Source organism: Natronorubrum amylolyticum, assembly GCF_052040145.1.
Classification (GTDB): Archaea; Halobacteriota; Halobacteria; order Halobacteriales; family Natrialbaceae; genus Natronorubrum.
Genome location: NZ_JBPPFW010000001.1, coordinates 580,767 through 607,432 on the forward strand (window position 1 = coordinate 580,767; position 26,666 = coordinate 607,432).

The 26,666-nt window shown below is 63.7% G+C and carries 21 protein-coding genes; 9 read left to right on the top strand and 12 right to left on the bottom strand.

Going from position 1 to position 26,666, the window contains the following annotated elements; genetic code table 11:
- A complete protein-coding gene (locus ACSFDB_RS02920) occupies positions 1 to 1,695 on the top strand; it encodes an asparagine synthase-related protein (RefSeq protein WP_440769544.1) in 1,695 nt (564 codons plus the stop codon).
- A 276-nt stretch (positions 1,696 to 1,971) separates the two neighbouring features.
- Positions 1,972 to 2,367 carry a hypothetical protein gene (locus ACSFDB_RS02925; RefSeq protein WP_440769545.1) on the top strand — a complete coding sequence of 132 codons (396 nt, stop codon included), beginning with the start codon at positions 1,972 to 1,974 and terminating at the stop codon, positions 2,365 to 2,367.
- Between the two features lie 24 nt (positions 2,368 to 2,391).
- On the opposite strand, the gene ACSFDB_RS02930 is transcribed toward ACSFDB_RS02925, so the two are convergent.
- Complete coding sequence (locus ACSFDB_RS02930) at positions 2,392 to 3,018, bottom strand: DUF7344 domain-containing protein (protein WP_440769546.1); 627 nt, start codon at positions 3,016 to 3,018, stop codon at positions 2,392 to 2,394.
- A 388-nt stretch (positions 3,019 to 3,406) separates the two neighbouring features.
- On the opposite strand from ACSFDB_RS02930, the gene ACSFDB_RS02935 reads away from it, so the two are divergent.
- The gene (locus ACSFDB_RS02935; protein WP_440769547.1) at positions 3,407 to 4,405 is read left to right on the top strand and encodes a DUF1616 domain-containing protein; all 999 of its coding nucleotides are present in this window, start codon (positions 3,407 to 3,409) and stop codon (positions 4,403 to 4,405) included.
- Entirely contained in the window at positions 4,406 to 4,984 is a 579-nt protein-coding gene (locus tag ACSFDB_RS02940) for a metal-dependent hydrolase (protein ID WP_440769548.1), read from the top strand.
- 187 nt (positions 4,985 to 5,171) lie between these two features.
- Here the strand turns inward: ACSFDB_RS02940 and ACSFDB_RS02945 are convergent, their stop codons facing one another.
- The 5 genes from ACSFDB_RS02945 to ACSFDB_RS02965 all read right to left on the bottom strand — a co-directional run bounded on the left by ACSFDB_RS02945 (position 5,172) and on the right by ACSFDB_RS02965 (position 11,315).
- A complete protein-coding gene (locus ACSFDB_RS02945) occupies positions 5,172 to 5,777 on the bottom strand; it encodes an HAD family hydrolase (RefSeq protein ID WP_440769549.1) in 606 nt (201 codons plus the stop codon).
- 121 nt (positions 5,778 to 5,898) lie between these two features.
- The gene (locus ACSFDB_RS02950) at positions 5,899 to 7,881 is read right to left on the bottom strand and encodes a putative glycosyltransferase family protein (RefSeq protein ID WP_440769550.1); all 1,983 of its coding nucleotides are present in this window, start codon (positions 7,879 to 7,881) and stop codon (positions 5,899 to 5,901) included.
- Entirely contained in the window at positions 7,874 to 8,836 is a 963-nt protein-coding gene (locus tag ACSFDB_RS02955) for a glycosyltransferase (protein ID WP_440769551.1), read from the bottom strand. Before ACSFDB_RS02955 ends, ACSFDB_RS02950 begins: the two co-directional genes overlap by 8 nt.
- 7 nt (positions 8,837 to 8,843) lie before the next feature.
- A complete protein-coding gene (locus ACSFDB_RS02960) occupies positions 8,844 to 9,908 on the bottom strand; it encodes a DUF354 domain-containing protein (protein ID WP_440769552.1) in 1,065 nt (354 codons plus the stop codon).
- A gap of 6 nt (positions 9,909 to 9,914) precedes the next feature.
- Complete coding sequence (locus ACSFDB_RS02965; RefSeq protein WP_440769553.1) at positions 9,915 to 11,315, bottom strand: nucleotide sugar dehydrogenase; 1,401 nt, start codon at positions 11,313 to 11,315, stop codon at positions 9,915 to 9,917.
- A gap of 340 nt (positions 11,316 to 11,655) precedes the next feature.
- Between ACSFDB_RS02965 and ACSFDB_RS02970 the strand changes: the two genes are divergently transcribed.
- Positions 11,656 to 12,297 carry a helix-turn-helix transcriptional regulator gene (locus ACSFDB_RS02970; protein ID WP_440769554.1) on the top strand — a complete coding sequence of 214 codons (642 nt, stop codon included), beginning with the start codon at positions 11,656 to 11,658 and terminating at the stop codon, positions 12,295 to 12,297.
- Between the two features lie 680 nt (positions 12,298 to 12,977).
- Complete coding sequence (gene glmS, locus ACSFDB_RS02975) at positions 12,978 to 14,786, top strand: glutamine--fructose-6-phosphate transaminase (isomerizing) (RefSeq protein ID WP_440769555.1); 1,809 nt, start codon at positions 12,978 to 12,980, stop codon at positions 14,784 to 14,786.
- Positions 14,787 to 15,214: 428 nt separating this feature from the next.
- Here glmS and ACSFDB_RS02980 read toward each other — a convergent pair whose 3' ends face one another.
- From ACSFDB_RS02980 to ACSFDB_RS02990, 3 genes are all read right to left on the bottom strand, one after another.
- Positions 15,215 to 15,559: a class I SAM-dependent methyltransferase gene (locus ACSFDB_RS02980; protein ID WP_440769556.1), complete on the bottom strand. Its 345-nt coding sequence runs from the start codon at positions 15,557 to 15,559 to the stop codon at positions 15,215 to 15,217.
- 268 nt (positions 15,560 to 15,827) lie between these two features.
- On the bottom strand, positions 15,828 to 16,733 hold the full coding sequence (locus ACSFDB_RS02985; protein ID WP_440769557.1) for a carboxypeptidase regulatory-like domain-containing protein: 906 nt from the start codon (positions 16,731 to 16,733) through the stop codon (positions 15,828 to 15,830).
- 647 nt (positions 16,734 to 17,380) lie between these two features.
- The gene (locus ACSFDB_RS02990) at positions 17,381 to 18,364 is read right to left on the bottom strand and encodes a glycosyltransferase family 2 protein (protein ID WP_440769558.1); all 984 of its coding nucleotides are present in this window, start codon (positions 18,362 to 18,364) and stop codon (positions 17,381 to 17,383) included.
- Between the two features lie 342 nt (positions 18,365 to 18,706).
- Here ACSFDB_RS02990 and ACSFDB_RS02995 point away from each other — a divergent pair, with 342 nt between their 5' ends.
- Complete coding sequence (locus tag ACSFDB_RS02995) at positions 18,707 to 19,693, top strand: glycosyltransferase family 2 protein (RefSeq protein ID WP_440769559.1); 987 nt, start codon at positions 18,707 to 18,709, stop codon at positions 19,691 to 19,693.
- A 37-nt stretch (positions 19,694 to 19,730) separates the two neighbouring features.
- Here ACSFDB_RS02995 and ACSFDB_RS03000 read toward each other — a convergent pair whose 3' ends face one another.
- The 3 genes from ACSFDB_RS03000 to ACSFDB_RS03010 form a co-directional block, all read right to left on the bottom strand.
- Complete coding sequence (locus ACSFDB_RS03000; protein ID WP_440769560.1) at positions 19,731 to 21,002, bottom strand: sensor histidine kinase; 1,272 nt, start codon at positions 21,000 to 21,002, stop codon at positions 19,731 to 19,733.
- Between the two features lie 74 nt (positions 21,003 to 21,076).
- Entirely contained in the window at positions 21,077 to 22,168 is a 1,092-nt protein-coding gene (locus tag ACSFDB_RS03005; RefSeq protein ID WP_440769561.1) for an FkbM family methyltransferase, read from the bottom strand.
- 228 nt (positions 22,169 to 22,396) lie between these two features.
- Positions 22,397 to 23,152, bottom strand: coding sequence for a hypothetical protein (locus tag ACSFDB_RS03010; protein ID WP_440769562.1), 756 nt, complete (start codon positions 23,150 to 23,152; stop codon positions 22,397 to 22,399).
- Between the two features lie 219 nt (positions 23,153 to 23,371).
- Here ACSFDB_RS03010 and leuS point away from each other — a divergent pair, with 219 nt between their 5' ends.
- Together leuS and ddfA are read left to right on the top strand one after the other, a co-directional pair.
- Complete coding sequence (gene leuS, locus ACSFDB_RS03015) at positions 23,372 to 26,101, top strand: leucine--tRNA ligase (RefSeq protein WP_440769563.1); 2,730 nt, start codon at positions 23,372 to 23,374, stop codon at positions 26,099 to 26,101.
- A 193-nt stretch (positions 26,102 to 26,294) separates the two neighbouring features.
- Entirely contained in the window at positions 26,295 to 26,591 is a 297-nt protein-coding gene (gene ddfA / locus ACSFDB_RS03020; protein WP_440769564.1) for a DdfA family disk-determining factor, read from the top strand.
- Positions 26,592 to 26,666 lie beyond the last annotated feature (75 nt).

Here is a 26,666-nt window from a genome sequence, read left to right on the forward strand (position 1 = left end):
ATGAATAGGGAGCTCTTCGGCGTGTTCGGGAGTATCGAGACGTTCGACCGATTCAGATCCAGCGACGAGTTCGACGAGGTGCTCGCTGGCTCGACTATTACGGTCGGGATCAGGGACTCCGACCTCGGAACTCACGGCTGGAGCGCGCGATACGCCGGCGACGACGGCTACTGCGTCATCTGGGGAGAAGTGTACGTCCCCGGCGACGCCTCGAACGCCGCACAGTGGCTCCTCGAGCGCTACGAGGCGGACGGCCGCGAGGCGCTCTCGGAACTCAACGGCTCGTACGTCGCCGTGCTCGACTCCGCGGCCGCCGACGAAGCGATCGTCGCGACCGACGTGGTCCGCTCCCGGGAGTGTTTCTACACCGACGATCCCGGCGTTCGCGTCTTCGGCACCGACCCCGCCGAGGTCAGCCGTCCCGTCGCGGACCCGACGCTCGACCGAAACGGCATCCTCGAGTTCTTACATCTTGGCGTGACTCTCGGGGAGAAAACCGGCGTGGGCGAACTGAGCCGGCTCCCGATAGACAGTGCGCTGACGGTTGATTCGGTCGACTCGCTCGACCGGTTCGTCTATCAGCCACAAGAGTTCGACTACGCGACCGAACTCGCCGAGCGTCTCGAGCGCGCGCTTCGACGGCGGTCGGCGCTTCCGGGGGAAAAAGGGGTGCTCCTCTCGGCGGGGTACGATTCGCGGATCATCCTCTCGCAGGTGGCCGATATCGACCACAGCTATACGGTCGGCTCGCCGGACGCACAGGAGGTACAGGGAGCGAAACGACTCGCCGAGCAGTACGGCGCGAGCCACACCGCGTTTCCGCCGGACGAGCGCTATCTTCGCGCCGACGAGTCGAAGATCCGGTACTCGCAGGGGATCAAGGAATCGTTGCACATCCATCACGCGGGCTACACCGACGAGATGGACGTCGACACGATGTATCACGGACTCCTCTGTGATACGTTCTTCCGAGGTCACTTCACCGCACAAGACAGCGTCGACGTCTTCGGCAAACGCGTCCCGGTCTCCCGACTCGACCCCGATCCGGACCCGATCGAGTCGCTGCTCGGAAAGTTCGGCTACAGCCGCGATGCCAGCCTCGAACTCGCCGAGCGAACGTCGTTCGACGTGGAGCCGGAGTCGTTCGTCAGGGAGGCGATCGACGCCGAGTTCGACGCGAGGGGGGATCGCGCGCGGACGGTACAGAACACGCTCACCTGCGTCGGCATCGCCAACCAGCCGTCGATTCCGTTCCACAACCACCTCTCGGATCAGTTCCTGACGTCGTTTCTGGCGACCGACCGCGAACTCGTCGACTGGCACCTCCGGACGCCACCGGAACACCGGACGACCGAGACCTTTCTCCAGGCGTGCAAACAGCTCGACGGCGACGTGCTGCGACACAGGCCACCGGATCGGCCGTACGATACGATGCTGTTCAACGAGATCGAACGATTCGTCCGTCGGAAGACGCCGTTGCTCTCGTCGTTCCAACCGCCTTGGCCCGACCGCAAGACCCTCTTCGAACGCCACGACTTCGACCGGCGGCTGCTCGCCGACGCCGAACACGTTCACGACCTCCCCGCCAGACACAAGCTTCGGCTCATCGACCTTCGCGGGTGGCTCGAATGCTGGACGGACTCGAGAGACCGATCCATTCCGTGGCTCTCGCCACCGCAGTCAACGATCGGATAACGCATTCGATGCCAATCGCCCGCCGTGAATACGGTTCGACGAGATAGAACACCGGCCGAAACCCGTCTAATGACGGGATAGATCTGTTGCAGCCGCCAAACCGAGACAATACTTATATGTCACGCAGTTTTAGCGCGAGACATGCGTTTGACGCCGCCTTGGTTTCGGTCCTCGTCGGAAGACCCTCCCGGAGAGGAATCCGACGGCGATCCGGACACCAGCGCCGGAGTGACGATCTATCACTCCCCGCCGAGCGATCTTTCAGAGGAGCCGTCCGTGTCCAGCCGACGAGCAGCGCACTTCGTCCCAGAGTCCGATACCGCGCTGATAGTCGAACTCGACGAGATGAGTACGCCGGTGACCGTCGACGAGGTCGCCGATAAGCTGATCGCCCCCGCGGACCCGCCGGTCGAAACTTGGGCGGCCGTCCACGAACAGTTACATCAGGATCGGCTTCCGGCACTCGACGCCTCGAACGACATCGTGTTCGACGAGTCCCAGGGGGTCGTCGAGCGGCCACCACAGGTTCGACCCGGAACACAGAACGGCATCGCAACGGCGTCAGCCGTCTCGAGAACACCACCGATTACGGCGTCCGGCGTGGTTCTCACACTTCTTTCGCTCGCGGTGTTGGGTGCAGCTATTTTCGTCGTACTAACGGTTGTCGTATAACAGTTACACTGCGGCGATCAGCCGTTATCGGTTGATGAGTCGGCTAACGGTCAGCACCGAAAACAGGAGGAGAATCAGCGCGCTCAACGCGATCCCCGAGAGGAACGAGGTGAACGGCAGCTCGACGACGGCACCGACCAGGAGGACGTAACAGAGGACCGTCGCGCCGATGTAGTAGTCGTCCCAGTTCTCGTCGGTCGCTTGCGCGGGCATGGATTCGTCGGCCGGCTCGATCTGGAGGTACTGATCGACCTGGTTGGCGAGTGGCTTCCGTTCGACGATACCGCGGTTTTTCTGGTAGTCGATAATACCCGCCTCGTCGAGTTTCGACAGGTGAGACTGGTAGAGCGGGATGTAGACGCGCTGGCGTTGCGTGGACGTGAGTTGTTCGACCGTCGTATCGTGTTCCCACGCCGCGACCTGCTCTGCAATATCGCGCATACGTACCGGTCCTTCGGTGCCACGAAGGTATCGAAGAACCATTCGGCGGCGTTCGTTCTGCAGCAGGTGGAAGATTTCGTCCTTCGAAAACGCAGACGTTTCCGATGGCTGGTCGACGTCACCATCCACAGGCGCTTCCGATGGCTGATCGACGTCACCGTCCGTCTCCTGCTCACCGTGTTCTTTTTCGCTGATATATGTCGCGTTCATCGCACCAATATCCCGTAAACAGAAGGGGGTAATAAAGCATTGGAACTGTAAATTGTCGATGTCCACGATTTAGATAGATTCACGAACATTGCTCGCTTTTCTAGTGTTTTTATATCTGCCTTATAGTGCCCCTTATGCGCATCTATTGGCGTATTCGAATCTGGAGCAGGTTTTTAATTTCCTGGGCCATATCGGAAAAATTGCGGACCGTCTATCCGAATGAGGGACTGTTGTACTCCGTGGGATCGTTCAGAACCGGCGAAAGAGACTTACGTAGAATCAGTATACAATTTTTGATATGTGTGTGTCAGGCAGCCGGCAGACACCCCCTTCAGTAGGCTGCTTACCGTGCCGATAATAAACCAGCTATCGCCCCAACGACTCCCTCATGAGCGACAATCACTGGTGGTTTTTCGACCTCGCAGCCGTCATCGCGATCACTGGCGCAGTGACGTTCGGGATATTTTCCGGCGTCGACGGCGTCGTCCGAACGGTGCTTCTTATTCCGCTCATCTGCTTCCTACCGGGCTATGCGTTCGTTTCTGCACTGTTTCCAGATCAGCCAACCGACGAGTATCAGCCGTTCGACAACGAGGAGACCGCGCTCGGAAATCCACTCGTCATCACCGGCGGACTCGAGTCGGTCGAGCGAGCGATACTGTCAGTCGTCTTTAGCGTTGCGACCGTTCCGATGATTGCCCTTCTCGCGTCTGCAACCCCTAGGGGTTTGACGCTCGAAACGGTGCTCTCCGGGATTGCGGTGTTCACGGTTGTGCTTTCGGTACTCGCGATCGGTTCTCGCTATCGGTGTCCAGCCGACCGCCGCTTCGCACCATCGCTCTCGTCTGTGTCACTATTTCGCACGCCATCACGACCGAACGCGTACTCGCGAACGAATACCCGACCGTACAACGTGGCGATCGTCGTCGCGTTGGTCCTGCTGGTCGCGAGTGCCGGCTTCGCGATCGCGAATCCACCCCAAGGCGACGGCTTTACCGAGTTCGCCGTCGAAACCGAGACCGTAAGTGGGGATATCGACACGATGTATCAATCGACGTACACCGCCGGTGAGACCGACGAACTCGCGGTGTCGATCACCAATCAGGAACACGAGGAACGCAGCTACACGACCGTGGCGTTGCTCGAGCGAGTCGACGACGGCGACGCCAACGATAGCGATGCGACCGTCACCGAAGCGGCCGAACTCGACAGGCAATCGGCGACGGTCGCCCATGGCGACGCACACGAGCAACCGCTCGAGATCACGCCGTCGATGCAGGGGGAGGATCTCCGGCTGACGCTGTTGCTCTACGACGACGAGCCGCCGTCGGAGCCGACGACCGAGAACGCCTATCGAGCGATCCACCTTCCGATCGAGACCGAATAGATGTTTCCGTGGGAGCACCTCGCCTTCGCGTACGTTCTGTACTCACTGTTCGCGAACGTGGTCCTCAGACGGGCACCCACGAGCCGTGAGACGGTCGCTGTCGTCATCGGCTCACAGCTCCCGGATCTCGTCGACAAACCCCTCGCCTGGACGTTCGGGATCACGGAAACCGGCTACTCGATCGGGCACTCGATCTTCGTCGCTCCGATCGTCTGTCTCGCGGTGTACGCGGTGGCCGCCAGACACGGCGACCGACTCCTCGCTGGCGCGTTTGCACTCGCGTACGGCTCACACCTCGTGACCGACGTCTACGACCCGTTGCGGGAAGGGTCGCGATTCGAATCAGGGGTCGTCCTTTGGCCGCTCGAGTCGCCGGCGGCGGGCGACCACGGCGGGTTCATCGACCACTTCGCCCTGTACTTCGTCCGGTACGTAAACGAGTTGCTCGCCGGCGGCGTGACGCCGTCGGTTGCTCTCCAGCTCGGGCTCGGCGTCGCCGTCGTGACGCTCTGGCTGATCGACGGAGCGCCGATCGCTGCCGACGGCTACCGGTGGCTTCGGGGCCGTCTGCGGGCGTAAGTCGGCGTTGATCACGCGACGTGCCTTTGCCGAAAGTGATCGATCGGACTCGGACGGACGCTGACACGGTTCTCGTCGAGCGGACGCTGACACGGTTCCGTCGAGCAGTCGATGCGCTACCGCTCGACGGGGCCTCCGAAAATTCGAACGAATCGGTGATCGCGACGATCGCTGCTCACCTCGTCGGCTACTCCCAATCGAGGATATCGGGGAGATCAGCGAATCCGTCGCCCGAGTATCGGCACGCAGTCCAGCCGGCGTTCGTCGCGCCGTCGACGTCCGAATCGTCGTCGCCCACCATCGCGTAGGCTCGCGCCGGGAGCCGCGCTTCGGCGAGTCGGTAAGGAGCTTCACACGGCTTGTGCGCGCCGGCCTGATAGGAGGTGATGACCGTCTCGAAGTGCTGCTCGAGATCGTGTTCGCGAAGTTTGTGCCGCTGCCAGCCCTCGAAGCCGTTGGTCAGCACGCCGAGCCGATAGCCGTCCGACAGGCGGTCCAGATCCTCGTAGACGGCGTCGGGTGGTTCACAGGCCGCCGTCTCCCGTCTACGGAGTTCGTCCGCCAGCAGCTCCGGTTCCGAGCAGGCGTCGATACTGGCGAACGCCCGCCGGACCGGATCCGGCTCGCACGCCTCGAACAACTCGTAGAAAGCATCGATGTACCGTTCGATCCACTTCTCCCTGGCCTCCCCTTCGACCGTTCTGAAGGTCGCCGTCAGTATCTCGGTGTACGCCTGCCCATGCTCGAGCAGCGTTCCGTCCAGGTCGAAAAAGATCGCCTTCGCGTTCGTCATTGTCTCGCAGGGTACGGGAACCGAAGCCAAAGGTGTTCCTCCGGACTGAACCAACGGGACCGCCAAACGGGTCACCGAGGTCGAATCGAAAAGGAGTGTTCCGGCGACGAGTGAGCGACGATTAACCGGACCCGGGCCCGGCCGCACACATCGTCACTTCACCGTTCGTGTAGACCGTGGCCTGATCCGGTCGACAGAGTTGCGGCTGGTCGATCTGCTCGATCCGTCCGTTGCCGTCGGCGTCGGTGAAGTAGACCGCATCGGTCGACTGCGTCGAGCGGTAGACCGTGTACTCGTGGTCGGCGACGCCGCCGTCCGGTACGGTCGCGGTGCCTATTCCCGACCGGGGATAGGCGCCGGTACGCCAGAACAGCGTCTGGTACGGATGATCCGTGTGGATTCGCTGATCTTCGCGAATCTCGCTTCCAGTTTGGGAGCCGGTTAGCTCGCCGATCGAGTCGACCGCGGCGAGCTCCGCTTCGTTGTACGCCAGCTGCTCGTGGTGATCGTCGAAGACCGGGTTCTCGGAGTTGCTCTCGACCGCCAGTATCATCGCACCCGGATAGACGAGGACGAAGATCAGGAGTACGGAGACGACGATCCGAGGCTCGAGTCCCTGAACCATCGTTCGCAGGCCGATGGCACCGAGGACAGCCATCGGCGCGAAGAGGAACGCGAACCACCGAGTCGGAATGAAGTTCCGGATACCGAACATCGGCAGCCCGAGGACGAAGACGAGCATGAACGCCGCCGCTAACAGGAGCGTGAACACCGACTGTTCGGCGCGTCGGCGGTGGACGACGTACAGACAGCCGACGAACGTGACGCCGAGCAGGAACAGGAATCCGAGGGCGTCCACGTAGGGGACGACCTGGTCGAGCAGCGTCGTCGCCGCTTGGGCCGCTTCGTCGGGATCGGCGTCGCCCGTGTCGCTCGCGATGTTGAGGAAGCCGGCGCTCTCCTCTATCGTCTGGCTGAAGAAGCTCATCACGGTCGCGAGGAACGACTGGTTGCCGTACGGCGTCAGCGACCAGACGAAGATCGTCAGCCCGAAGTTGAAGACGACGAGTCCGATGAGGTTGACCGGCTTCTTCGACCGGAAGACGCTCGTGTCGACGCGTGTCAGCCCGAGCGGGTCGATCTCGAAGACGATCTGGGCGAGAAACGCCGCCAACAACAACACCAGCATGATGAACGTCGACACCTGGTGGGTGAGGATGACGGCGACGCTGAACAGGACCAGCAACGCGAAGTCACGGATCGTGTACTCGATACGCATGACGCGGAGCAGCGAGTACAGCATCGCGAGGAAGAAGACCAGCCCGAGGCTGGTCGGAATGAGGTGCATGCCCCACATCGAGACGTGGCTGGCGAGGGCGAAGAGGGCGGTCGCCAACGTCGCCCACCGCGCGGAGACGAGCAGGTTCGCCGTGGCGTAGACGAGCAGGACCGACAGCGGCATCGCGATGCCGACGGAGAGATACAGCGCCGTCCGCAGCGACACGTCGTACAGCACTGACGACGACGCGACTAACAGGTGGTAAAACGGCGACGCGTAGTGTTTGTCGTGGGAGATGCCGCCGACGGAGCCCTCGTCGAGGATCGCCTGCGTGAGCTCCGCGTGGGTCCAGATGTCGATCCCGATGTATCCCGGCGTCGCGTAGAGGGCGGTAAACCGGAAGACGAACGCGAAGGCGACGATCTGGAGCAGCAAGATTCCGGGATGCAACTCGCGGTCGTTCACGAAGAGGATCTGTCCGATCACGAGCGTTCCGACGACGCTCGCCACCCCGAAAAAGAGCGGCGTCCGCGCGCCTTGCATCACCGTCAGTACCACGAGCGCCGAGAGTCCGGCCAGAACGATGCTCGGAAGCGCCATCGCCACTCCCGCCGGAAGCGTCGGAAGGCTCGTCGAGTTCGTCCCCTGATAGAGGGAGACGAGATACAGGACGCAGGCCGTCCCGAGGATCAACGGGACGGTCTCGAGATACAGCTGCGAGGCGAAGAATCGAAGCGGCAGCAACGCCAGCGCGAGCGCGAGACCGACGATCGCCGCGACGGTATCGAGCCGTAACGGTCGCAGCTCCGAAAGCCTGCTATACACCGTGGCCCACCTCCGTTCGTCGGCCCGACGGCCCGTCTCGCTCGAGCACGTCACGGTAGACGCCGAGGAGACGGTCGCCCAGCGCGTCGAGACTCAGCCCGTCGATCGTCTCGCGGCCGTCGGATCGGTGCCGAACGTCGGCGACGTACTCGAGCCCGTCGATCAGCGCCGTGTCGTCGTCGCTGACGACGCAGTCGGTCACGTCCGCGACGGTCTCGCGGACGAAGCCGACGTCGGTCGAGACGACCGGCAGGTTGCAGGCGGCGGCCTCCTTGACGACCATCGGGCCGCTCTCTCGCTTCGAGGTCACGAGAAGGACGTCGCTCGCGTTCATGTAGTGTGGGATCTCCTCGTGGTCGACGCCGGTGACCGTCCGCAGTTCGAGGTCGGCGTCGGCGCGCTCGACCAGCCGTCGCGCTCGCGAATAGTCCTTGACGGCTCGCGTGCGATCGTACGGAAAGAGCGCGATCGGTCGGTCGGTCTCCCAGCCGACGCGTTCGCGTGCGTCCGCCTGCGACATCGGTCTGAACAGGTCGGTGTCGACGCCGAACGGGATCAGTTCGTGGTCGGTCTCGAGGACGCTCGACATGGCTCGACTCGGGACGATTGCCGCGTTCGCACGGCGGGCGCCGAACCGGCTGAGCGAGCGGAGCCAGTCGTGGTCGCTCATCAAATCAGTCCCCCACAGGGTCACAACGACCGGCCGGGTCGGCTGAGCGAGCGCGAACGGTGCGACGAGTCCGTAGTTCGCGTGGATCAGGTCGTAGTCGCCCGACCGGAGTTCCGAGAGGATCCGCGGATAGTATCGCACGTAGTCCGTCGGCGACCGGCCGGAGTCGCCGCGGTGTGCGCCGGGGACGGGACAGACGGTACAGTCGACGCCCCGATCCTCGAGCACCGACACCTGCTGGTCGAAAAACGGTCGCGGGGACGTGACCAACTGAAGTACGTTCATGAGTAGGTTAGCGTGGATTGGTCGCCGGCGTCGGTTTCGCACCTCGCGTGCGCGCGTGTAATTTGATTTGTTCGACGACGAACGCCGTCACGTCGATCCGTTCCTCGAGCAGGCGTTGCCGTCGCTCGGCCCACGTTTCAGCGGGCGCTGCGAGGACGTCGTCGATCGTCTCGAGCGCTCGAGCGTGGCGATCGTCGCCGTTGCAGCCGAACAGCAGTCCGTACTCGGCGTCGAGTTCGGCGGTGTAGCCGAGCGAGAGCGGGTTGACGTAGACGGCCGGCGTGCCGAGCACCGCGGCTTCGGTCGCGGTCGTCGCGCCCTCGCTGACGACGATATCGGCGTGGGCGAGCAGATCGTGCAACCGTTCGGGTCGCGTCGAGAACTGATAGGACTCGAGGTCGGCCGGTGGCTCACCTTCCGCGGTGAGCAACACCTCGAGACCGGCGTCCTCGAGCCGATCGATCGCCTCTCGCGGATCGTCGAACCCCCCGTGGCCGACGTCGTGGGAAGCCTCCCAGCTACTGAGACGAACGACGGCGAACGAATCGTTGGGCTCCAGTCCGACCGATTCGAGGACGGCCGGATCGGGATCGAACCGGTTCGGATGGAGGTAGGCGAGTTCGTGATACCCCGGGTAGCGCACCTGGCTCGAGCCGACGTCGTCGCGGTAGCACGCCGGCGTACAGATGGCGTCCGCGAACGGGTAGGCGAGTTTCGTGATGAGCGTCGCGTGTTCGGTGTCGTAGAAGACGACGCTCTTCGTTCGCAAGACGGACGCGACGTGGGCGGCGGCGACGCCGCCGATGGCCGTGATGACGTCCGGATCGATCCGTCGCGCCCGGGCCAGCAGTCGCGTCTCGTAGGTCGCCTGCACGGTAGCTAGCGAGAGCAGCGAGTCGGATTCGCCAGCGAGCACCTCGTGGTCGATGTCGTACGCCTCGAGCAGCGCGATGGCCACGTCGCTCTCGCGAGCGAAGACGTGAACCTCGTGTCCCCGGGCTTTCAGTTCCTCGATCGGGTTCCGAAAGAAGTGGACGTGTCCGGGGTGTTGAATCGTAATCACGACTCGCATTGGCGATCACAACCTCCGGTAGACGAATCCCGCGTCGTGGGCCGTGTCCTCGTCGAACGTTCCCGTGATGTCGACCAACGCGGGATTCTCGCCCAGTTCGGCCGCGACGGCCTCGAGATCCATGCGTTCGAACTCGGCGTGTGGCGTCGCGAGGAGCACGGCGTCGAAGCCGTCGAACGAAAGCGTCTCCTGGACTTCGAGATCGAACGCGTCCTCTACCGCATCGGCGTCCGCGAACGGATCGAAGCCCTCGATGTCGATATCGTACTCCCGAAGCGAGTCGACGACGTTCGCGACTTTCGAACTCCGAATGTCGCCGACATCCGCTTTGTACGACAGTCCGAGAACCAGCACACGACTCTCGCGAAGGGTTTTGTGACACTGGTTGAGCGCCTTGATCGTCAGATCGGCGATGTGGTCCGGCACCGATTCGTTGACGTCGCGACCGGCCCGGATGAGTTCGGGCTCGTACCCTTCCTGAGCCGACCGGTGAGCGAGGAAGTAGGGATCGACCGGAATGCAGTGGCCGCCGACCAGCCCCGGGCGGTAGTCGTGGAAGTTCCACTTCGTGCCCGCCGCCTCGAGGACCGCCTGCGTGTCGACGTCCATCCGCTCTAGGGCCATCGAGAGCTCGTTGACGAACGCGATGTTGAGGTCGCGCTGGGTGTTCTCGACGACCTTGCACGCCTCGGCGACTTCGATCGAGGGGGCGCGGTGGACGCCCGCGTCGACGACCGACTCGTAGAGCGTCGCCACGTCCTCGAGCACCGGCTCGGTCTGTGCACCGACGACTTTGACGACGTGTGCGAGCCCGTGTTCGTCGTCTCCGGGCGTCGCGCGCTCCGGCGAGTAGCCGACGAAGAAGTCCTCGCCCGCGGCGAGGTCGGACGCGGACTCGAGGGCCGGAATCAGCACGTCCTGGGTCGTCCCCGGGTAGACGGTCGACTCGAGGACGACCGTCGTGCCTGCGGTCAGTTTCGAGCCGACGGTGGTCGCCGCGCTCTCGACGAAGCGAAGGTCCGGCCGGTCGTCGTCGTCGATCGGCGTCGGTACGGCGATGATGACGTAGTCGGCCTCGCCGATCTCGGCCGCGTCGGTCGTGTAGGAGATGTCGCCGTCCAGGATCGCTTCGTCGGAGAGGTCGCCGGTGGTGTCGACGCCGTCCTGAAGACGTTCGACCGTCGATTCGTCGATATCGTAGCCGATGACGCGGTAGTCCGACTGCGCGAAGCCGACCGCAAGCGGCAGGCCGACGTAGCCGAGCCCGACGACGCAGATCGTCGCCTCTCGGGCGGACTGTTCGTCGACGTGCTCGAGGGTGGTCCCCTCGTCGCCCGATCGAAGGGGTAGTCGGTCGCGCTCTCGGTCGTCCGCTCGGTTCTCGGTGTCGCTGATTGTCGTGGTCATAGATGATACGTGGTCGCTGGGCCGTCACACCCGCTCGTGTGACGGTTTCGTCCGGCTCGGTGCCGTCGCGTTCCTCATCCATCCAGAGACAGTTCGGGTGGTTTACTATAGCCAGAATAAACGGTTGCACAACGACCATCCGCTCGTGAGGCGATCTGCTGGGGGTGAGTCGGCGGCTCAGATGGTCCGCGTCAATATCGGCCTCAGCGGCTTATACTGGTGTTAAACGGGCCTATACGGATTCATAATGAAGGGGGCGTCGGTCCGATGATTCATGCGGTCAGTTCGATCACGAACGTCGTGATCCGGACCCACCGACCGCGTCAGAACCGTGAAACACATGGTTTCAACTTCCCAGATCGAACTCGGACCCGCGTTCGCCTCGATACACAGCAGCGTGTCCTCGAGTACGGGTTCGGTGCCGATTCGTCGACTCGACGTCCAGACGTTCGCATCGGTAGCTCCCAGCGATAGCGATCAGTTGGGTGGACCGGTATCCTGGCTGTCGATGCTACGCGGCGCATCGATCTGGGAAGCGGCGATGATCGCGGTTCTGTTCCTACTGATCTGCGGACTCGTCGGCATCCGCCTGCGAGAACTGCTGTCGAACCGGGAGGTCGAACTCGCTACGCACCCGCTGTTGTCACAGTCAGCGGACGAGTCGGGTGAGATAACCGACACACCAACCGACGATCACCGACCCTACGAACAGTATCTCTCACCCGAGACACCGACCGAACTCTTGAGCGACAAGGGAGAGGTGGTTCGATTGCTCGTCGCAAATCACGGCCGCATTCGCCAACACCAGATCGCCGACGAAACCGGTTGGTCGAAGTCGAAAGTGAGCCGGATCTGCTCGCAGATGCACACCGACGGCACGATCGAGAAGACCTCGGTCGGCCGAGAGAATCTCATCACCCTGTCCGACCGAGAGCCGGAGACGGAAACGCAGTGTACCGACACCGGAAAACCAATTCAGTGAGTACGCACCACACTCTCGCACCACTCTCGTACTGACTGAAACGGTTCAGTACCGATCGCACGACAACCGTGCGATCGGGCGTCTCTCGGTTCGACGGAGACGATCGGTCGGATTCCGCCACGCACACCACGGTCTTCCAACCGATCGCATTCGTTCCGTCGCTTCTTCTCCCACACGACCACGCCAGCCCAGCGTGCAGCTGCCGTCGCCGTCGTGATCGGCCAGACGTCGCCATCGTGACCGTCCGAAGCGGAGTATCGTCTGAGTCGAGGACGAGGCGGACTGAACTCGACCTAATCGGTCACCGGAGCCGCCGCTACTCAAAGCCGGCACCTGTCGGCTACCGACATCCCCGTTACCGGCGGAATCGGCGACTTCTCATCAGTTTCACGCCTCGTTTGCACGAACTGCAAACGAATTTCGCGTTATACAGACGATAGCGCTCAGCTTATCCGTGGTATAGTAATGGCCGCTGTCGGTCTTGACGATTGTAACGACCCGCCCCGTCTCGCAGTCGACGGGCGTGGGTAGGTGATATCAATGACACACAATCGCACTGTCCGTCAGGCAGCTCCCACGCACCGACCGGGTACGACCGTTCCGAACGCGGCACCCGTTGCAGACCGTCTGACAAGCGCGACGAATCCGACGATCGCCGCTCGAGCGGAGGTGAGCGGCTGATGTGCGGTATCATCGCGCGTATCGGTCACGGTGACGCCGCGGAGACGCTCCTGTCGGGACTCGAGAACCTCGAGTACCGCGGCTACGACTCGGCGGGGATCGCCGTCCAGAACGGCTCCGGCGTCAAGGTACACAAGTGCTCGGGCGAGGTCGACGACCTCAAGTCCTCGCTCGAGAGCCAGCCCCACGGCAACATGGGGATCGGCCACACGCGCTGGAGTACCCACGGCCCGCCGACCGACGCGAACGCGCATCCGCATACGGACACGGCTGGTGACGTCGCGGTCGTCCACAACGGCGTCATCGACAACTACGACGAGCTTCGGGCAGAGCTGCAAGCGAAGGGCCACGAGTTCGAGAGCGACACCGACACGGAAGTCATCCCCCACCTCATCGACGAGTACCGGACGGAAACCGGCGACAGCGAGGAGGCGGTCCGCCGCGCCGTCGAGACGCTCGAGGGCAGCTACGCGATCGCCGCGATCGTCGACGGCGAGGAGGCGGTGTACGCCGCGCGCAAGGGCTCGCCGCTCGTCCTCGGACTCGACGACGAGGAGTGGTTCCTCGCAAGCGACGTGCCGGCCTTCCTCGACCACACCGACGAAGTGATCTACCTCGAGGACGGCGATATCGTCGTTCTCGACCCCGACTCCTACCGAATCACCGATCTCGAGGGCACTCCTCTCGATCGATCGACCGACACCGTCGATTGGGACCCGGAGGACGCTGGGAAAGGCGAGTACGACCACTACATGCTCAAGGAGATCAACAACCAGCCGACGTCGCTCTCGAACACGATCGAAGGCCGGATCGACGACGGCGACGTCGCGCTCGAGGAACTGCCGGCCGGCACGTTCGAAGACGTCGAGACCGTCCAGTTCGTCGCCTGCGGGACGTCCTATCACGCGGCGATGTACGGCGCTAACCTGCTTCGTTCGGCGGGGATCAGCACGGAAGTCGTCCGTGCGAGCGAGTATACGTCGATGTCGGGACCCGTAGACGAGGGGACGCTCGTCGTCGCGGTCACCCAGAGCGGTGAGACCGCCGACACGCTCGAAGCCGTCCGCGAGGCGACTGCGCGCGGTGCCCGATCGCTCGCCGTCACCAACGTCGTGGGATCGACGGCCGCACGCGAGGCGGACGACGCGATCTACATCCGCGCCGGCCCGGAGGTCGGCGTCGCCGCGACGAAGACCTTCTCGTCGCAGGCGGTCACGCTCGCGTTGCTCACCCAGCGGCTCGCGGCCGACGTTCCGACGGCGACCCCCGCCGAGGACCGCGAGACGATGCTCGAGGAGCTGAAAGAGCTCCCGGAACACGTGGAGCGAGTCCTCGAAACGACCGACGCGGAGTCGCTCGCCCGGGACACCGTCGACAGCAAGTCGTACTTCTTCATCGGCAACGGCCTCGGCCACTCGGTGGCGCTCGAGGGCGCGCTGAAGTTCAAGGAGATCACGTACGAGCACGCCGAAGGGTTCGCCGCCGGGGAGCTCAAACACGGCCCGCTCGCGCTCGTGACCGACGAGACGCCGGTGTTTGCGGTCGCAACCGGCAGCGGCGACGGGAAGACGAAGACGAACGCGATCGAAGCCCAGACCCGCGGCGCGCCGATCGTCGCCGTCAGTCCGGACGATCACCCGCTGACCGACGTCGCCGAGGTTCACCTGTCGATTCCCGACACCCACCCCGTCTGGGCCGGCCTGCTCGCGAACGTCCAGCTCCAGCTGGTCTCTTACCACGCCGCGGACCTACTCGAGCGACCGATCGACAAGCCGCGTAACTTGGCGAAGAGCGTGACGGTCGAGTGATCGAAACGCCGCGGTACTGACGACTTTTCACTGACGCCGTTCGGACGGTACCCGCGTTTGTGTCTCGAGGGACAGCTATTCGTCCAGCATCGATAGCAACCTGCCGACCAGCGGCGCGTCTAGGGCCTCGAGTCGATCGTGCCTGGAAGACGGATCCGTTCGAACACGGCAAAGCGCGACGTGGACGACAGAGGCGGCCGCCTGCCGATCGATGTCCGTCCCCGCGAGCGTAGTCGTAACCGCTCACAGTCGCACGTGAAACGGAAAATCAAACAGCGGAAGTTCGGCCGAGTCGCTTCCTAATCGTACCGTTTCGGGTCCCGCCGATACGCATCCGTGAATCAGTTCGAGAAGCCGCTCGAGTCGGACGTCGGCCTTCAGTACCGGTGAGACCATCGCAGAGAGGGGGCGGGGATACGCTGAAACGTCTACGGATCCCCGAGCGGGTCCCACGCCGCCGATACCCGCTCCGTTTCGTGGGAGTTCCGGGCGTCATCGTACTCCTCGAAGTCCGCGCGTAGATGCTGGACCGACAGGATCAGCCAGCCATCGGACCGGAGAACGTGACGAAGGCACAAAACCCGGCCCCACACTCGAACGGAGTGAAATCCCAGCGAACTGATGACGCCGTCGAACGCACCGTCCGCGAACGGAAGATCGCGACCGAGGTCCACTCGAAGGAAGTCGGCATCGAGCGCCCGCTCGCCTCCGCGAGCAGTCGACGGCGACCGCACCGCGATCCTCGAGTTCGCGGGCGAGGTGACCGGTGCCACAGACGGCGTCGAAGATGCGAGTTCCGGTCACGTCGGGAAGCAACGAGTAAGTCGCCGGTCGCTCGAGGACGCGTTTACGGGTTTGTATCGTCCTCACGATCGTAGCCAGCTGCCAGCCTATCGTACGCCTGATAGGCGATCTGGTGGTTCGGATCGTCTGGCAGCAACTCTTCGAAGCGCCGGAAACCGTACACATACCGACCAAAATCAGTCGAAATTAGCGTCGGAAACCACCTATTCGAGCGCCGTTCCGAGGCTCAGCGACCGGTTAGTCCTCTTCGAGCACCAGCGTGACCGTCTCGTCGTCGCCGTCGATCTCGACGTCTACTTCGTCTTCCTCGTAGTCGTCCGCGCTCGCGACGACCGTGTAGTCGCCGTCCTCGACCTCGAACTCGGCCTCGCCGTCGTCAGTGTCTTGCTCCTCGCTCGAGCCGAAGAACCCGCCCTCCTCGAGTTCGACCGTGGCGTCGTCGATCTCGTCGCCGTCCTCGTCCTCGACGATCGCCGTGAGTGTGTGGGTCTCGTCGTCATCGTCGTCTTCCTCGAGTTCCAGCGTGACCGTCTCGTCGTCGCCGTCGATCTCGACGTCCGTTTCGGCGTCTTCGTAGCCATCCGCGCTCGCGGTGACCGTATAATCGCCGTCCTCGAGTTCGAACTCGGCCTCGCCGTCGTCGGCCGCTTGCTCCTCGCTCGAGGCGATATCGCCGTCGACCTCGACGGTGGCGTCGTCGATCTCGTCGCCGTCGTCGTCCTCGACGATCGCGGTCAGGGTGTGGGTCTCGTCGTCCTGATCGTCGTCGCCACTCTGATCGTCACCGTCGTCCTGGTCATCGTTGTCACCGTCGTCCTGGTCGTCGCCGTCGCCTCCGTCACCGCTATCGGAGTCCCCATCGTCTGTGTCGGAGCCGTCGTCACCGTCTCCGCCGTTCTCGTCTTCGCCGCCGTTTTCGTCGTCGGACCCCGAGTCGTCGTCCGAGCCGACGTCGTCAGCCGATCCATCAGTGTCTCCCCAGTCGTCGTTGACCGCACCGAGCGCGCTCCCGAGGGAAGCGCCGCTGGCGGCGAGTGCGAGCCCGGCCACCAGGAAGACGATTCCGCTGACGGTGAGCAGTACCTGTACGCCGCGCTGGGCGGACCGCGTCCGTGTCGGTTGCTGGTTGACGTTGGGGCACATTGGTAAGAGTTGAATGACAGTCTGAGTTACGTACTCGCTGCGTCGTCCGTTCGTGACGTCTCCGACTGCTTCGCAGCCGGTCGTCGTCGGCTCGCAGTCCGGCTGAGCGCCGCGCCTGCGAACTGATTCGGTTGCGTAGCTGCGGGTCGGTTCGCCGGAAATCGAACCGGAGGATCGGTCTGTGTACGCTGGCGAGCGAAATACCCACCGCGTACGAGAGAGATGACGTTCACTACCCGTTCGTTTCGTCTTTCGGCGGTTCACTATACCGCAGATAAGACCGTTTCGCCCGGTGAAACAGTCGCAACGATACTGAAGCGACCGGACCGACGCAGGACGATCCCGCCGTTTTGACGGTATTCGAGGGCCGATACGCCGGCGACGGTCCCCGTCTGTAGCGTCCGGAGGCTGGACCGACGGAAGATCACACCGAACGTGGCGACACGTTGTCGTCGGGTATATCCGTTACACGTCCGACTCGAGTCTGGACGACTGTCGCTCCGCCCCGCACAGCTCTCGAGCGAATTACGGTCGGTCGGGCCGAGGGATTCGAGTTCGAATCCGGGGCCGCTCGAGGGCGATTATCCGGATACTAACGGCCGCGAGCGGACCCGACGTGTCGTGCAGATGGGACACGGAACGCATTCTTATTTCGCGGGTCGGACGTCGTTCGACCGGTCGAACTGGGTGTGAGCGACCGTGTCGCGAGCCGATCGGACGACGTCGAGTGCCGACGAGCCGAGAACGGCGAAACAACAGATCGCGAGGCTGGCTGGCGATGGACGATGTTTCGTCGCCTCCCACCCGTATCGGAGCGCCCGCCGTCGGTTGCCCCGCTCGATCTCCGTCCATCCCCAGGAGAGGTGTCGGTCGTACTGCAGTCGCCGTTCGATCTGGGGATGTCGCTCGATCTCCTCGCGATACTTCGACCAGATCTGCCCGAAGATATCAGCGGTCCCGTCGAGTTCGAGTTGCAGGTGATCCGTCCGCTCGATCGCGGCCGCCGCCGACACGTTCGAGTCGTGGAAATGCCGAACGATCAGCGACTCGTCCACGTACTCGTACTCGTACTCGCGGGCGATTCGAATCGCGTGATCCCAGTCTTCCCCGCAATCGAAATTCGTATCGTAGTCACCGACCGTCCTGAAGCACTCGGCGCGGATCATGTGACTCGAGTAGGGTTTGAGATCGAACTGGGCGAGGATCTCCGGATAGATCTCGCCGCGGATCGACGGCGTGTAGGTGCTGACCGTTCGGCCGTTCTGTCGGACGAGACCGCCGGTGTAGACGACCCCGCAGTCCGGGTTCGCCTCCATGACGGCGAGCTGTTTTTCGACCTTCTCGGGGTCCCACCGATCGTCGTCGTCCAGAATACAGACGTACTCGCCGCGAGCCCGCGCTATCGCCACGTTTCTGCTCGCTGCGATTCCGAGTCGCTCGTCGTTGTAGAACGGCCGAACGCGCTCGTCGTCCTCGTACCGCTCGAGGACGGCCCGCGTCTCTTCGACCGGCGGATCGCAGACGATCACAACTTCGATCTCGTCGTGCGTCTGCTCGAGTGCCGTTTCGACCGCGCCCTCGACGAACGATGGCCGGTCGTAGGTGGGGATAATCACGCTGACGAGCGTCACGACCGTGACTCACCCGTCGAGCAATGCTGGTGGAGAGTAGTGAGCCTACGCACAACTGAACACATATCGTGAACGATCTTCCAGAGACACTTATCCGTGGACTGGATTCTCAGGTCTTGATGAGTTCTTGCTGCGAGTATCGTCTGACTTCTGTTGAAACTCCGGTTAATCGACGGTACTCCGAACGGGGATAGGACGGCCGTTCGTAGCAGGTCTGTAAACCGTCTCGCACCGGCTACTGGCAGTATTTCGTGACACTCGTCTGTGGAATGCTGTCGCTACTTTTTACGCTTCATCGTGACTGACTGGACAACGATCGAGGCGGACGCATTTCGTGTCACTATGAACGGACACAGCACACGCGACGAGTCGCGAAGGAGTAGCGCGGAGAGCGAGGAGCGGGACGTGAAAGCGGACGAGTGCCCGCAGGTGTCGGTCGTCGTCCCCGTCTACAACGATCCGGCGGGGCTCCGAGACACGCTCGACTCGCTCACGACGCAAACCTACCCGACCGACGCCTACGAGGTGCTCGTCGTCGACAACGGTTCGACGGACGAAACGCCGGCCGTCGCGAGGGAGTTCGCGGACGATCACGACCGGATAACCGTCCTCGTCGAGGACGAGGTCCAGAGCTCTTACGCGGCGCGAAACAGGGGCATCGAGCACGCGAACGGTGAGATCCTCGCGTTCGTCGATGCAGACATGATCGCCGAAGAGGAGTGGCTCGTCGACGCCGTCGGCGCGTTCGAACGGACCGACGCCGAGTACGTAGGCTGTAACGTCGAGATGGTCCCCTCCGAGGACGGCGACTCGCTGGCGGAACGGTACAACTTGCGGACCGGATTCCCCATCGATCACTTCGTCGAGAATCTCGGGTTCGCACCGACGTGTTGCCTGCTCGTCCACCGATCCGTGATCGACGACGTCGGATCGTTCGACTCGCGACTGATCTCCGGCGGAGACCGGGAGTTCGGTCACCGGGTTCGCGACTCCGGCCGAGAGCTGCAGTTCGCGCCGGACGCGACGATATACCATCCGACGCGGTCGACGGCCGACGCAATTTTGCGAAAGTCGCGACGCGTCGGCCGCGGCGTCTACCAGCTTCGCGCGTTTCACCCCACCCGTTACGACAGTACGATTCCGGTCGCGCTCAACCCAGTGCCGTACCTCCCGCCTCGCCCCCAACAAGTCCGCAGCGTCGACGGCTGGAGCGAACTCTCTCGGCGCGAGAAGGCGGGGTTCTACCTGCTGTCCTACGCGCGCGGGATCTGCAACGGACTGGGTCGGCTCGAGGAGACAATCCGGATGCGCGCGAGCACGTCTCGGTGAGGTCGAGTCGACGAGCGAACGCCGCTCACGTCGACCGCTAGGTGTCGGCCGCCCCGGAGCGATGCTCGCGGGTGGCCGGGAGCGCGACCGAGAACGTCGCCCCCTCGCCGGGTACGGAGTCGACCCGGATCTCGCCGCCGTGGCGCTCGGCGATCCGCTCACAGAGCGCGAGTCCGATTCCAGTTCCCTCGTGCTCCTCGTGGCTGTGCAGCCGCTGAAAGATGCGGAAGATACGCTCCTGGTCGTCGGGTTCGATGCCGATCCCCTCGTCGCTGACCGAGATGACCCACATAGAACCGTCGGTGGCCGCCGCCGCGCCGTCCTCTCGCGGGCGTAGTCCAGTGGGACGGTCCGCAGAACGGCGTTCCGCGCTCCCCAGTCCCGAGGCGCTCGGTACCTCGCGCCGTTCGGCCGAGACGGTGACTCGCGGCGGTCCCTCGCCGCTGTACTCGACGGCGTTGGCGATGAGGTTCTGGAACAGCTGTCGTAACTGGGTCTCATCACCCTCGATGCCGGGTAGTTCCTCGACCGCGATGTCGGCACCGGTCTCTTCGAGTCGGAGTTCGAGGTTCTTTCGAACGTCGCGGATCACCGCCTCGAGATCGACCGGTTCGAACGGCTCGCCCCGCGTCTCGACGCGCGAGTACTCGAGGAGGTCGTCGATCATCTCGCGCATGCGTTCCGCACCGTCGACGGCGTACTCGAGGAACTCCTCGCCCTCCTCGTCGAGTTCGTCCGCGTACCGACTGTCGACGAGTTGGAGGTAGCTCGAGACCATCCGCAGCGGCTCTTTCAAGTCGTGGCTGGCGACGTACGCGAACTGTTCGAGGCGCTCGTTGGACTCCTCGAGTTGGGTTTGGACGCGCTCGAGCGTCCGATTTTGCTGCTGGAGTTTGCGCGTGGCCGTTTTCGCTCGCGCGTCGTACGTTCCGACGCCGAACCCGGCGACGGAGGCGAACGCCGTGAGTATCGGGATCGATCGCTCGGGTTCGGTCAGCCCGGTGTCCGGTTGGACGTGATAGAGCGCGAGCATCCCGAGAATGGCACCGATACCGCCCAGACACCACCAGGCGATCGTCGAGTAGAACCGCGGATGGATCTCGTCGTCCGGCAGTCGATACCCGCCGACGACGAGGACGGCTCCCGAGCCGGCGATAAAGGCGAAGACGATCGCGACCGACGCGATCGATCGCTCTAACGGTAGTTGCGTGAGCGCCCGCACGCTACCGAGTGCGACGTACAGGCCGCCGATGCCGATGACGACGTGTCGCCCATCGATCGGCGATGCGACGTCCGTCGAACGAGCCATTAGCGTTTCAGGGGTCAGCGCGGCAATAAAAGTTCAGGTTGTCCGTTCGAGGCTGTCGCGACGGATTTCGGAACTTACTTCCGCGCGATCAGTTCGATCGAGTGATCGCTCTCGGCCATCGCCCGCCGGAGGTCGTCGAACTCTTCGACGTCGCACTCGAGGCCGTGCCAGCGTCGCGCGTCAGGCACACCGGCGGCGGCGTCCGTTCGCACCGCCGAGACGATTTCGAACCCGTTCGTCGCAAAACAGTCGACGACCGCCACCTTCGCGGACGGCGAGAGATCGAGCGGGTGGAGTTCGACGTAGGCGACCGTCGGTCCCGGCGCTTCGAGGACGTCCGTCAGCCCCTCGAGCACCGCAGACTCGTAGCCTTCGACGTCGAACCGGACGACGTTGATGGAGGCGGGATCGACGTCCCGATCCGCGAGGTACCGATTTCCGGTGGTCTGCTCGACCGCGACGGTCTCGCTCTCGCCGTCTTCGAGCGTCGCTGTCGACGAGGCGCTGTCCGCTGCCGACGAGGCGCCGTCCGCCGCCGAAACGCTATCCGCCGCTGCGGAGCCCGCGCGAACCTGGTGTTGGTTCGAGTGCGTACTCAACTGCATCTCGACCGTCCGCTCCTCGTCGCCGAACGCGAGTCGCTCGACGTCCGCGAGGTCGGCGTAGCCGTTGCGCTCGAGATTGTGCTCGAGGAGGGCGACGTTCGACGGGATCGGTTCGACCGCGTGGATCCGCGCTCGGTCGCCGAGGATTCCGGCTTCGATGGTACAGAAGTAGCCGATGTTCGCGCCGACCTCGAGGACGTGAATGGGACCGTCGACGGTCGCCGCGAGGCGCTCGAGTTCGCGCTCGAAGGCCGTCGACGAGCGGTACTCGTGGACGCCGTAGGCGAGCAGCGTCCGCGAGATGCCGGCGTCGGTGGTGTCGACGACCAGTTCGTGGTCGCCGACGGAAACGGGCTGATAGCGTCGGTCCTCGAGTCGGAAGGCGTAGTAGGGATTTCGACCGGTCGCCAGTTCTGCGACCGAGCCGACGGCTGCACCGGGCCGACCGGTGCGGAGGAGTCGAGCCAGCTTTCGGGCTTCCAGCCCCAGATACTGTGCGATCTGCGGTGCGTCGTCGAGCACCGACCGGACGCGTCTCGCAGGCGTTCGTGTCGCAGTCATCGATCCAGTGGGGCGGGTTGCCGCGTCGGTCGAGCACCCGTTCCTGAGTCACCCATCGCTAGCTCGAGCTAATTCACGAGCGCGGATAAGTCTCGAGGCGTCTTTCGGTTCGTGAGAGTGGCTCTCGACGGGACTCGAGGGTTGGCACAGCGACGGCTCGGACACACAACTCGGAGCGGAGAACAGCCACGCGGACGGCGGCGATAGTCTGTCGGGTCCGATCGCTTATCAGTCGTCGAACGGTCCGCCATCGTCGAACGGACTGTCTGGTCCGTCACCATCGAACGGCCCACCGTCGTCAAACGGACTCCCGGGACCGTCATCGTCGAACGGGCCGCCGTCGAACGGTCCACCGTCGTCATCGTCGGGAGCGTCGTCTCCACCATCGTCATCGGCATCGTCGGGAGCGTCGTCTCCACCGTCCCCACTATCGGCATCATCGCCACCGGTGTCGTCGACACCGTTTCCGGCACCAGCGTCGTCCTCACTCTCGGCGTCGTCGAACGGAGTATCGGGTTCGTCGGGCCCGTCATCGTCGTCCTGTCCGGTCGGGTCGTCACCGTCGTCGAACGGATCTCCTGGCGGGCCGTCGTTGTCCTGTCCAGGCGGCCCGTCACCGTCCGGCCCCGGTGGACCGTCATCGTCGTCCAAATTGTCTGGCGACTCGGTCTCGTTCGGTTCGTCCGCATTCGACTCGTCGTCGGATTCGAGGTTCGCATCGGCCGACTCGTTGTCGGTCGATTCGTTATCGTCGGAGTCGTTGTCGGGATCGAGGTCGGTCGACGGCGTCTCGGTAGCCGAGTCGTTCGCCGACGAGTTCTCCGACGATTCTTCACCCGGGCCGAGCATCCCCGGCCCCATACCGGGGATGAATACCATCGCGAGCGCTCCGAACGTGAGTAAGACGATGAGCACGGTCACGAGCAACGTCGACGCTGCCGGTATCGAATCATCGTCCGGGGCCGGATCGTCTGAACGAGCCATTCGAGCGTATCGTTTGGGCCCGACAGGCTTTGTTAAGCCCAGCCCACATCGATCGTCAGCAGTCCGTGGGATCGGTATCGACGGGATTCGATCCCCGCGAGAGCGCGACAGCGGGCGCCGTCGAGAAGGTCACACCGCCGCGCGGGTGGACGATCCGTCGCGATGGCCGAACAATGATATAGCCGGCTCACCCACTATTCGCCAGGAACGCCCGCTACAATGACGAAACACTACGATCACGCGCAGGTCCAGGAGTTCTGGCAGTACGTCTGGGAGCGCGACGACGTCTACACGTTGGCAGCGGACGCCGAGGACCCGACCTACGTTCTCGGGATGTTTCCGTACACCTCCGGGACGCTCCACATGGGGCACGTCCGCAATTACGCGATCACCGACGCCTACGCTCGGTATCGCCGGATGCAGGGCGACGACGTCCTCCACCCGATGGGCTGGGACGCGTTCGGACTCCCCGCAGAAAACGCCGCGTTCGAGCGCAAGACCGACCCCCGATCGTGGACGGAGGCGTGTATTCGCCGCATGCGCGAGGAACTCGAGACCATGGGCTTTGGCTACGACTGGTCCCGAGAGATCACCACCTGCGAGCCGGACTACTACCGGTGGAACCAGTGGCTGTTCAAGCGCCTCTACGAGGCGGGCCTCGTCGAGTACGAGGCCGCGTCGGTCAACTGGTGTCCCGACTGCGAGACGGTGCTTGCGGCGGCGCAGGTGGAGGAACGCGAGGTCAAACGCAGTGAGACCTCGCATGTAGCGAGCGACGAAGCCGCGAGCCACGATCACGAACGGGTCTGCTGGCGCTGTGAGACTCCCGTCGGTCGGCGCGAACTCGATCAGTGGTTTTTCACGATCACCGACTACGCGGAGGAGCTCCACGACGATCTCGAGGCACTCGAGGGGTGGCCCGACGGCGTCCGCGAGATTCAGCGCAACTGGATCGGTCGGCAGGAAGGGACGCGCATCGCGTTCGAAGTCGCGGACTACAGCGAGGGCTCGGTCGACGTCTTCAGCACTCGTCCGGAGACGGTTTACGGTGCCACGTACCTCGCCGTCTCGCCGGGCCACGATCTCGCGCGGGAACTCGCCGACGCGAACGACGACGTCGCGGCGTACGTCGACGCGGTTCGCGAGCAGGACCCGAGCGAGGTCGGGTTCGCGGGCGTCGAGACGGACGCGACGGCGACCCATCCGCTCACCGACGAGGAACTGCCGGTTTACGTCGCCGGCTACGTCTTAGAGGACGTCGGCACCGGGGCCGTCATGGGCGTCCCGGCGCACAACGAGCGCGATCACGCGTTCGCCGCGGAGCACGATCTGCTGATCGAACAGGTCGTCATTCCCAGTACCCCGGACAAACGTACCAGCCTCGAGGACGGCCCCTACACCGACGACGGCATTCTCGAGCACAGCGGCGAGTACGACGGGCTCGAGAGCGACGTCGCCCGCGAACGGGTCGTCGCGGACCACGACGCGCTCGAAGAAGACGTCACCTACCGCCTGCGCGACTGGCTGATATCCCGGCAGCGCTACTGGGGGACGCCGATCCCGGTCGTCCACTGCGAGGACTGCGGACACGTCCTCGTGCCCGACGAGGAACTGCCGGTCGAACTGCCCGAGTTCGTCCGGACGACGGGGAACCCGCTCGAGGCCCACGACTCCTTCCGCGAAACGGAGTGTCCCGACTGCGGCGGGCCGGCCCGGCGGGAGACGGACACGATGGACACGTTCGTCGACTCCTCGTGGTACTTCCTGCGATTCCTCTCGCCGCATCTGGAAGACGCACCCTTCGACACCGAATTGGCCGACGAGTGGCTGCCGGTCGATGTCTACGTGGGCGGCGAGGAACACGCCATCCTCCACCTGCTCTACACACGATTCTTCACGAAGGCGCTGGCCGATCTGGACCTGCTCGATCGGCGCGAACCGATCACGGAGCTCAAGAGTCAGGGGACGGTGCTGTACGACGGCGAAAAGATGTCCAGTTCGAAGGGGAACGTCGTCGCCCCACAGGAGTACGGCGCGGAGACGACGCGGTTGTTCGTCCTCTCGGCAGCCCATCCCGAACAGGACTTCGAGTGGACCGCGAACAACGTCCGCGGCGCCTACGATCTTCAGCAGACGCTGTACGGGATGGCTACCGCGTTCGTCGCGGAAGGCGATACGCGGGTCGAGCGGTTGGATCACGACGAGTACATCGCCCGCGAGATCGACCGAACGATCGCCGCGGCCACCGAGGAGTACGACCGGTTCCGGTTCCATCGGGCGGCCACGGAGATTCAGGAACTGGCACGAGTGCTTCGACGCTACCGCGAGTACGACAGGCCACACGGCGAGGTCTACCGCCGCGGGCTGTTAGCGCTGGCCGCGCTGATCGCGCCGATGGCACCCCACCTCGGTGAGGAGTGCTGGAACAAACTCCGGGGCGACGGCCTGGTCGTCGAAGCCGACTGGCCCGAACCCGAGAACGAACTCGAGGACTACCGACGCGAGCGCCAACTCGTCGAGACCACCCTCGCGGACGTCCGGGATATCGTCGATACCGCCGCGATCGACGATCCGGAACGGATCGAACTCGTCGTCGCTCCGGCGTGGAAGTACGACGTGCTCCGGATCGCAGCCGACTACGCCGACAAGGAGCTCGCGGACGGCGATCCCGGTTCGCTCGTCGATCGGGTCCTCGAGACCGACGCCGTGGCCGAACTCGCGGTCGGCCGCGAACCCGTCGCGACGTTCGTCACCGATCTAGCCGGTCGGGACGACCGCGCGGATTTCGAGTCCGTGCTCGCAGCAGCCGACGAACTGGCGATCTTAGAGCGCAGTAGCTGGCTCGTCACCGACGAGTTCGACGCCGACGTCGTCGTCCGCAGTGCGAGCGACGACGACGAACTGGCAGCGCGGGCACGACCGGGAAAACCCGCGATCCGGATTCGATAACGATCGATTACACTGTCAAATCGTCAATATCAACTGGAGACTTCCGACGGTAGCGATTCTCTCACTCGATCAAAATCGCCAGGGGATAGTTTCGTCGCTATTCCTTCGATATCGAAGGTGACTAGCCGTATTTTTGTCAGAATCGAGATCAAGAAGGACAGTTTTATTCCATCGGATTCGGTAGGGTACCAGTATGACGGAGGGGGATGGCGACAGTGTCGATACGTCGTGTGACCAAGTGCCAAGCCAGAAGGTTATTAGGGCTATCGCTGCGGCCGAAGGAATTCCACCCGAGCAGTTGCACCCACCGACGTACGAATCGCTACACACGGTCGTCGATCCGGAAGCACTCGATGCGCTCTTTGCGCGCCGCTCCGACGGCGCACCCCGGCCCGGCGGTGAAGTGACGTTTCCGTTCTGTGACTACGATGTAACCATCGAACGAGACGGTTCGGTCGTCCTCGAGGAGCGGGCTGACTCGTCGGAGTAGCGATAGTTGACGCGCTAGTCACGTATTACGGACGTCGAATCACGGTGCTCGCTACCCAGGATCGACGTGACGCTC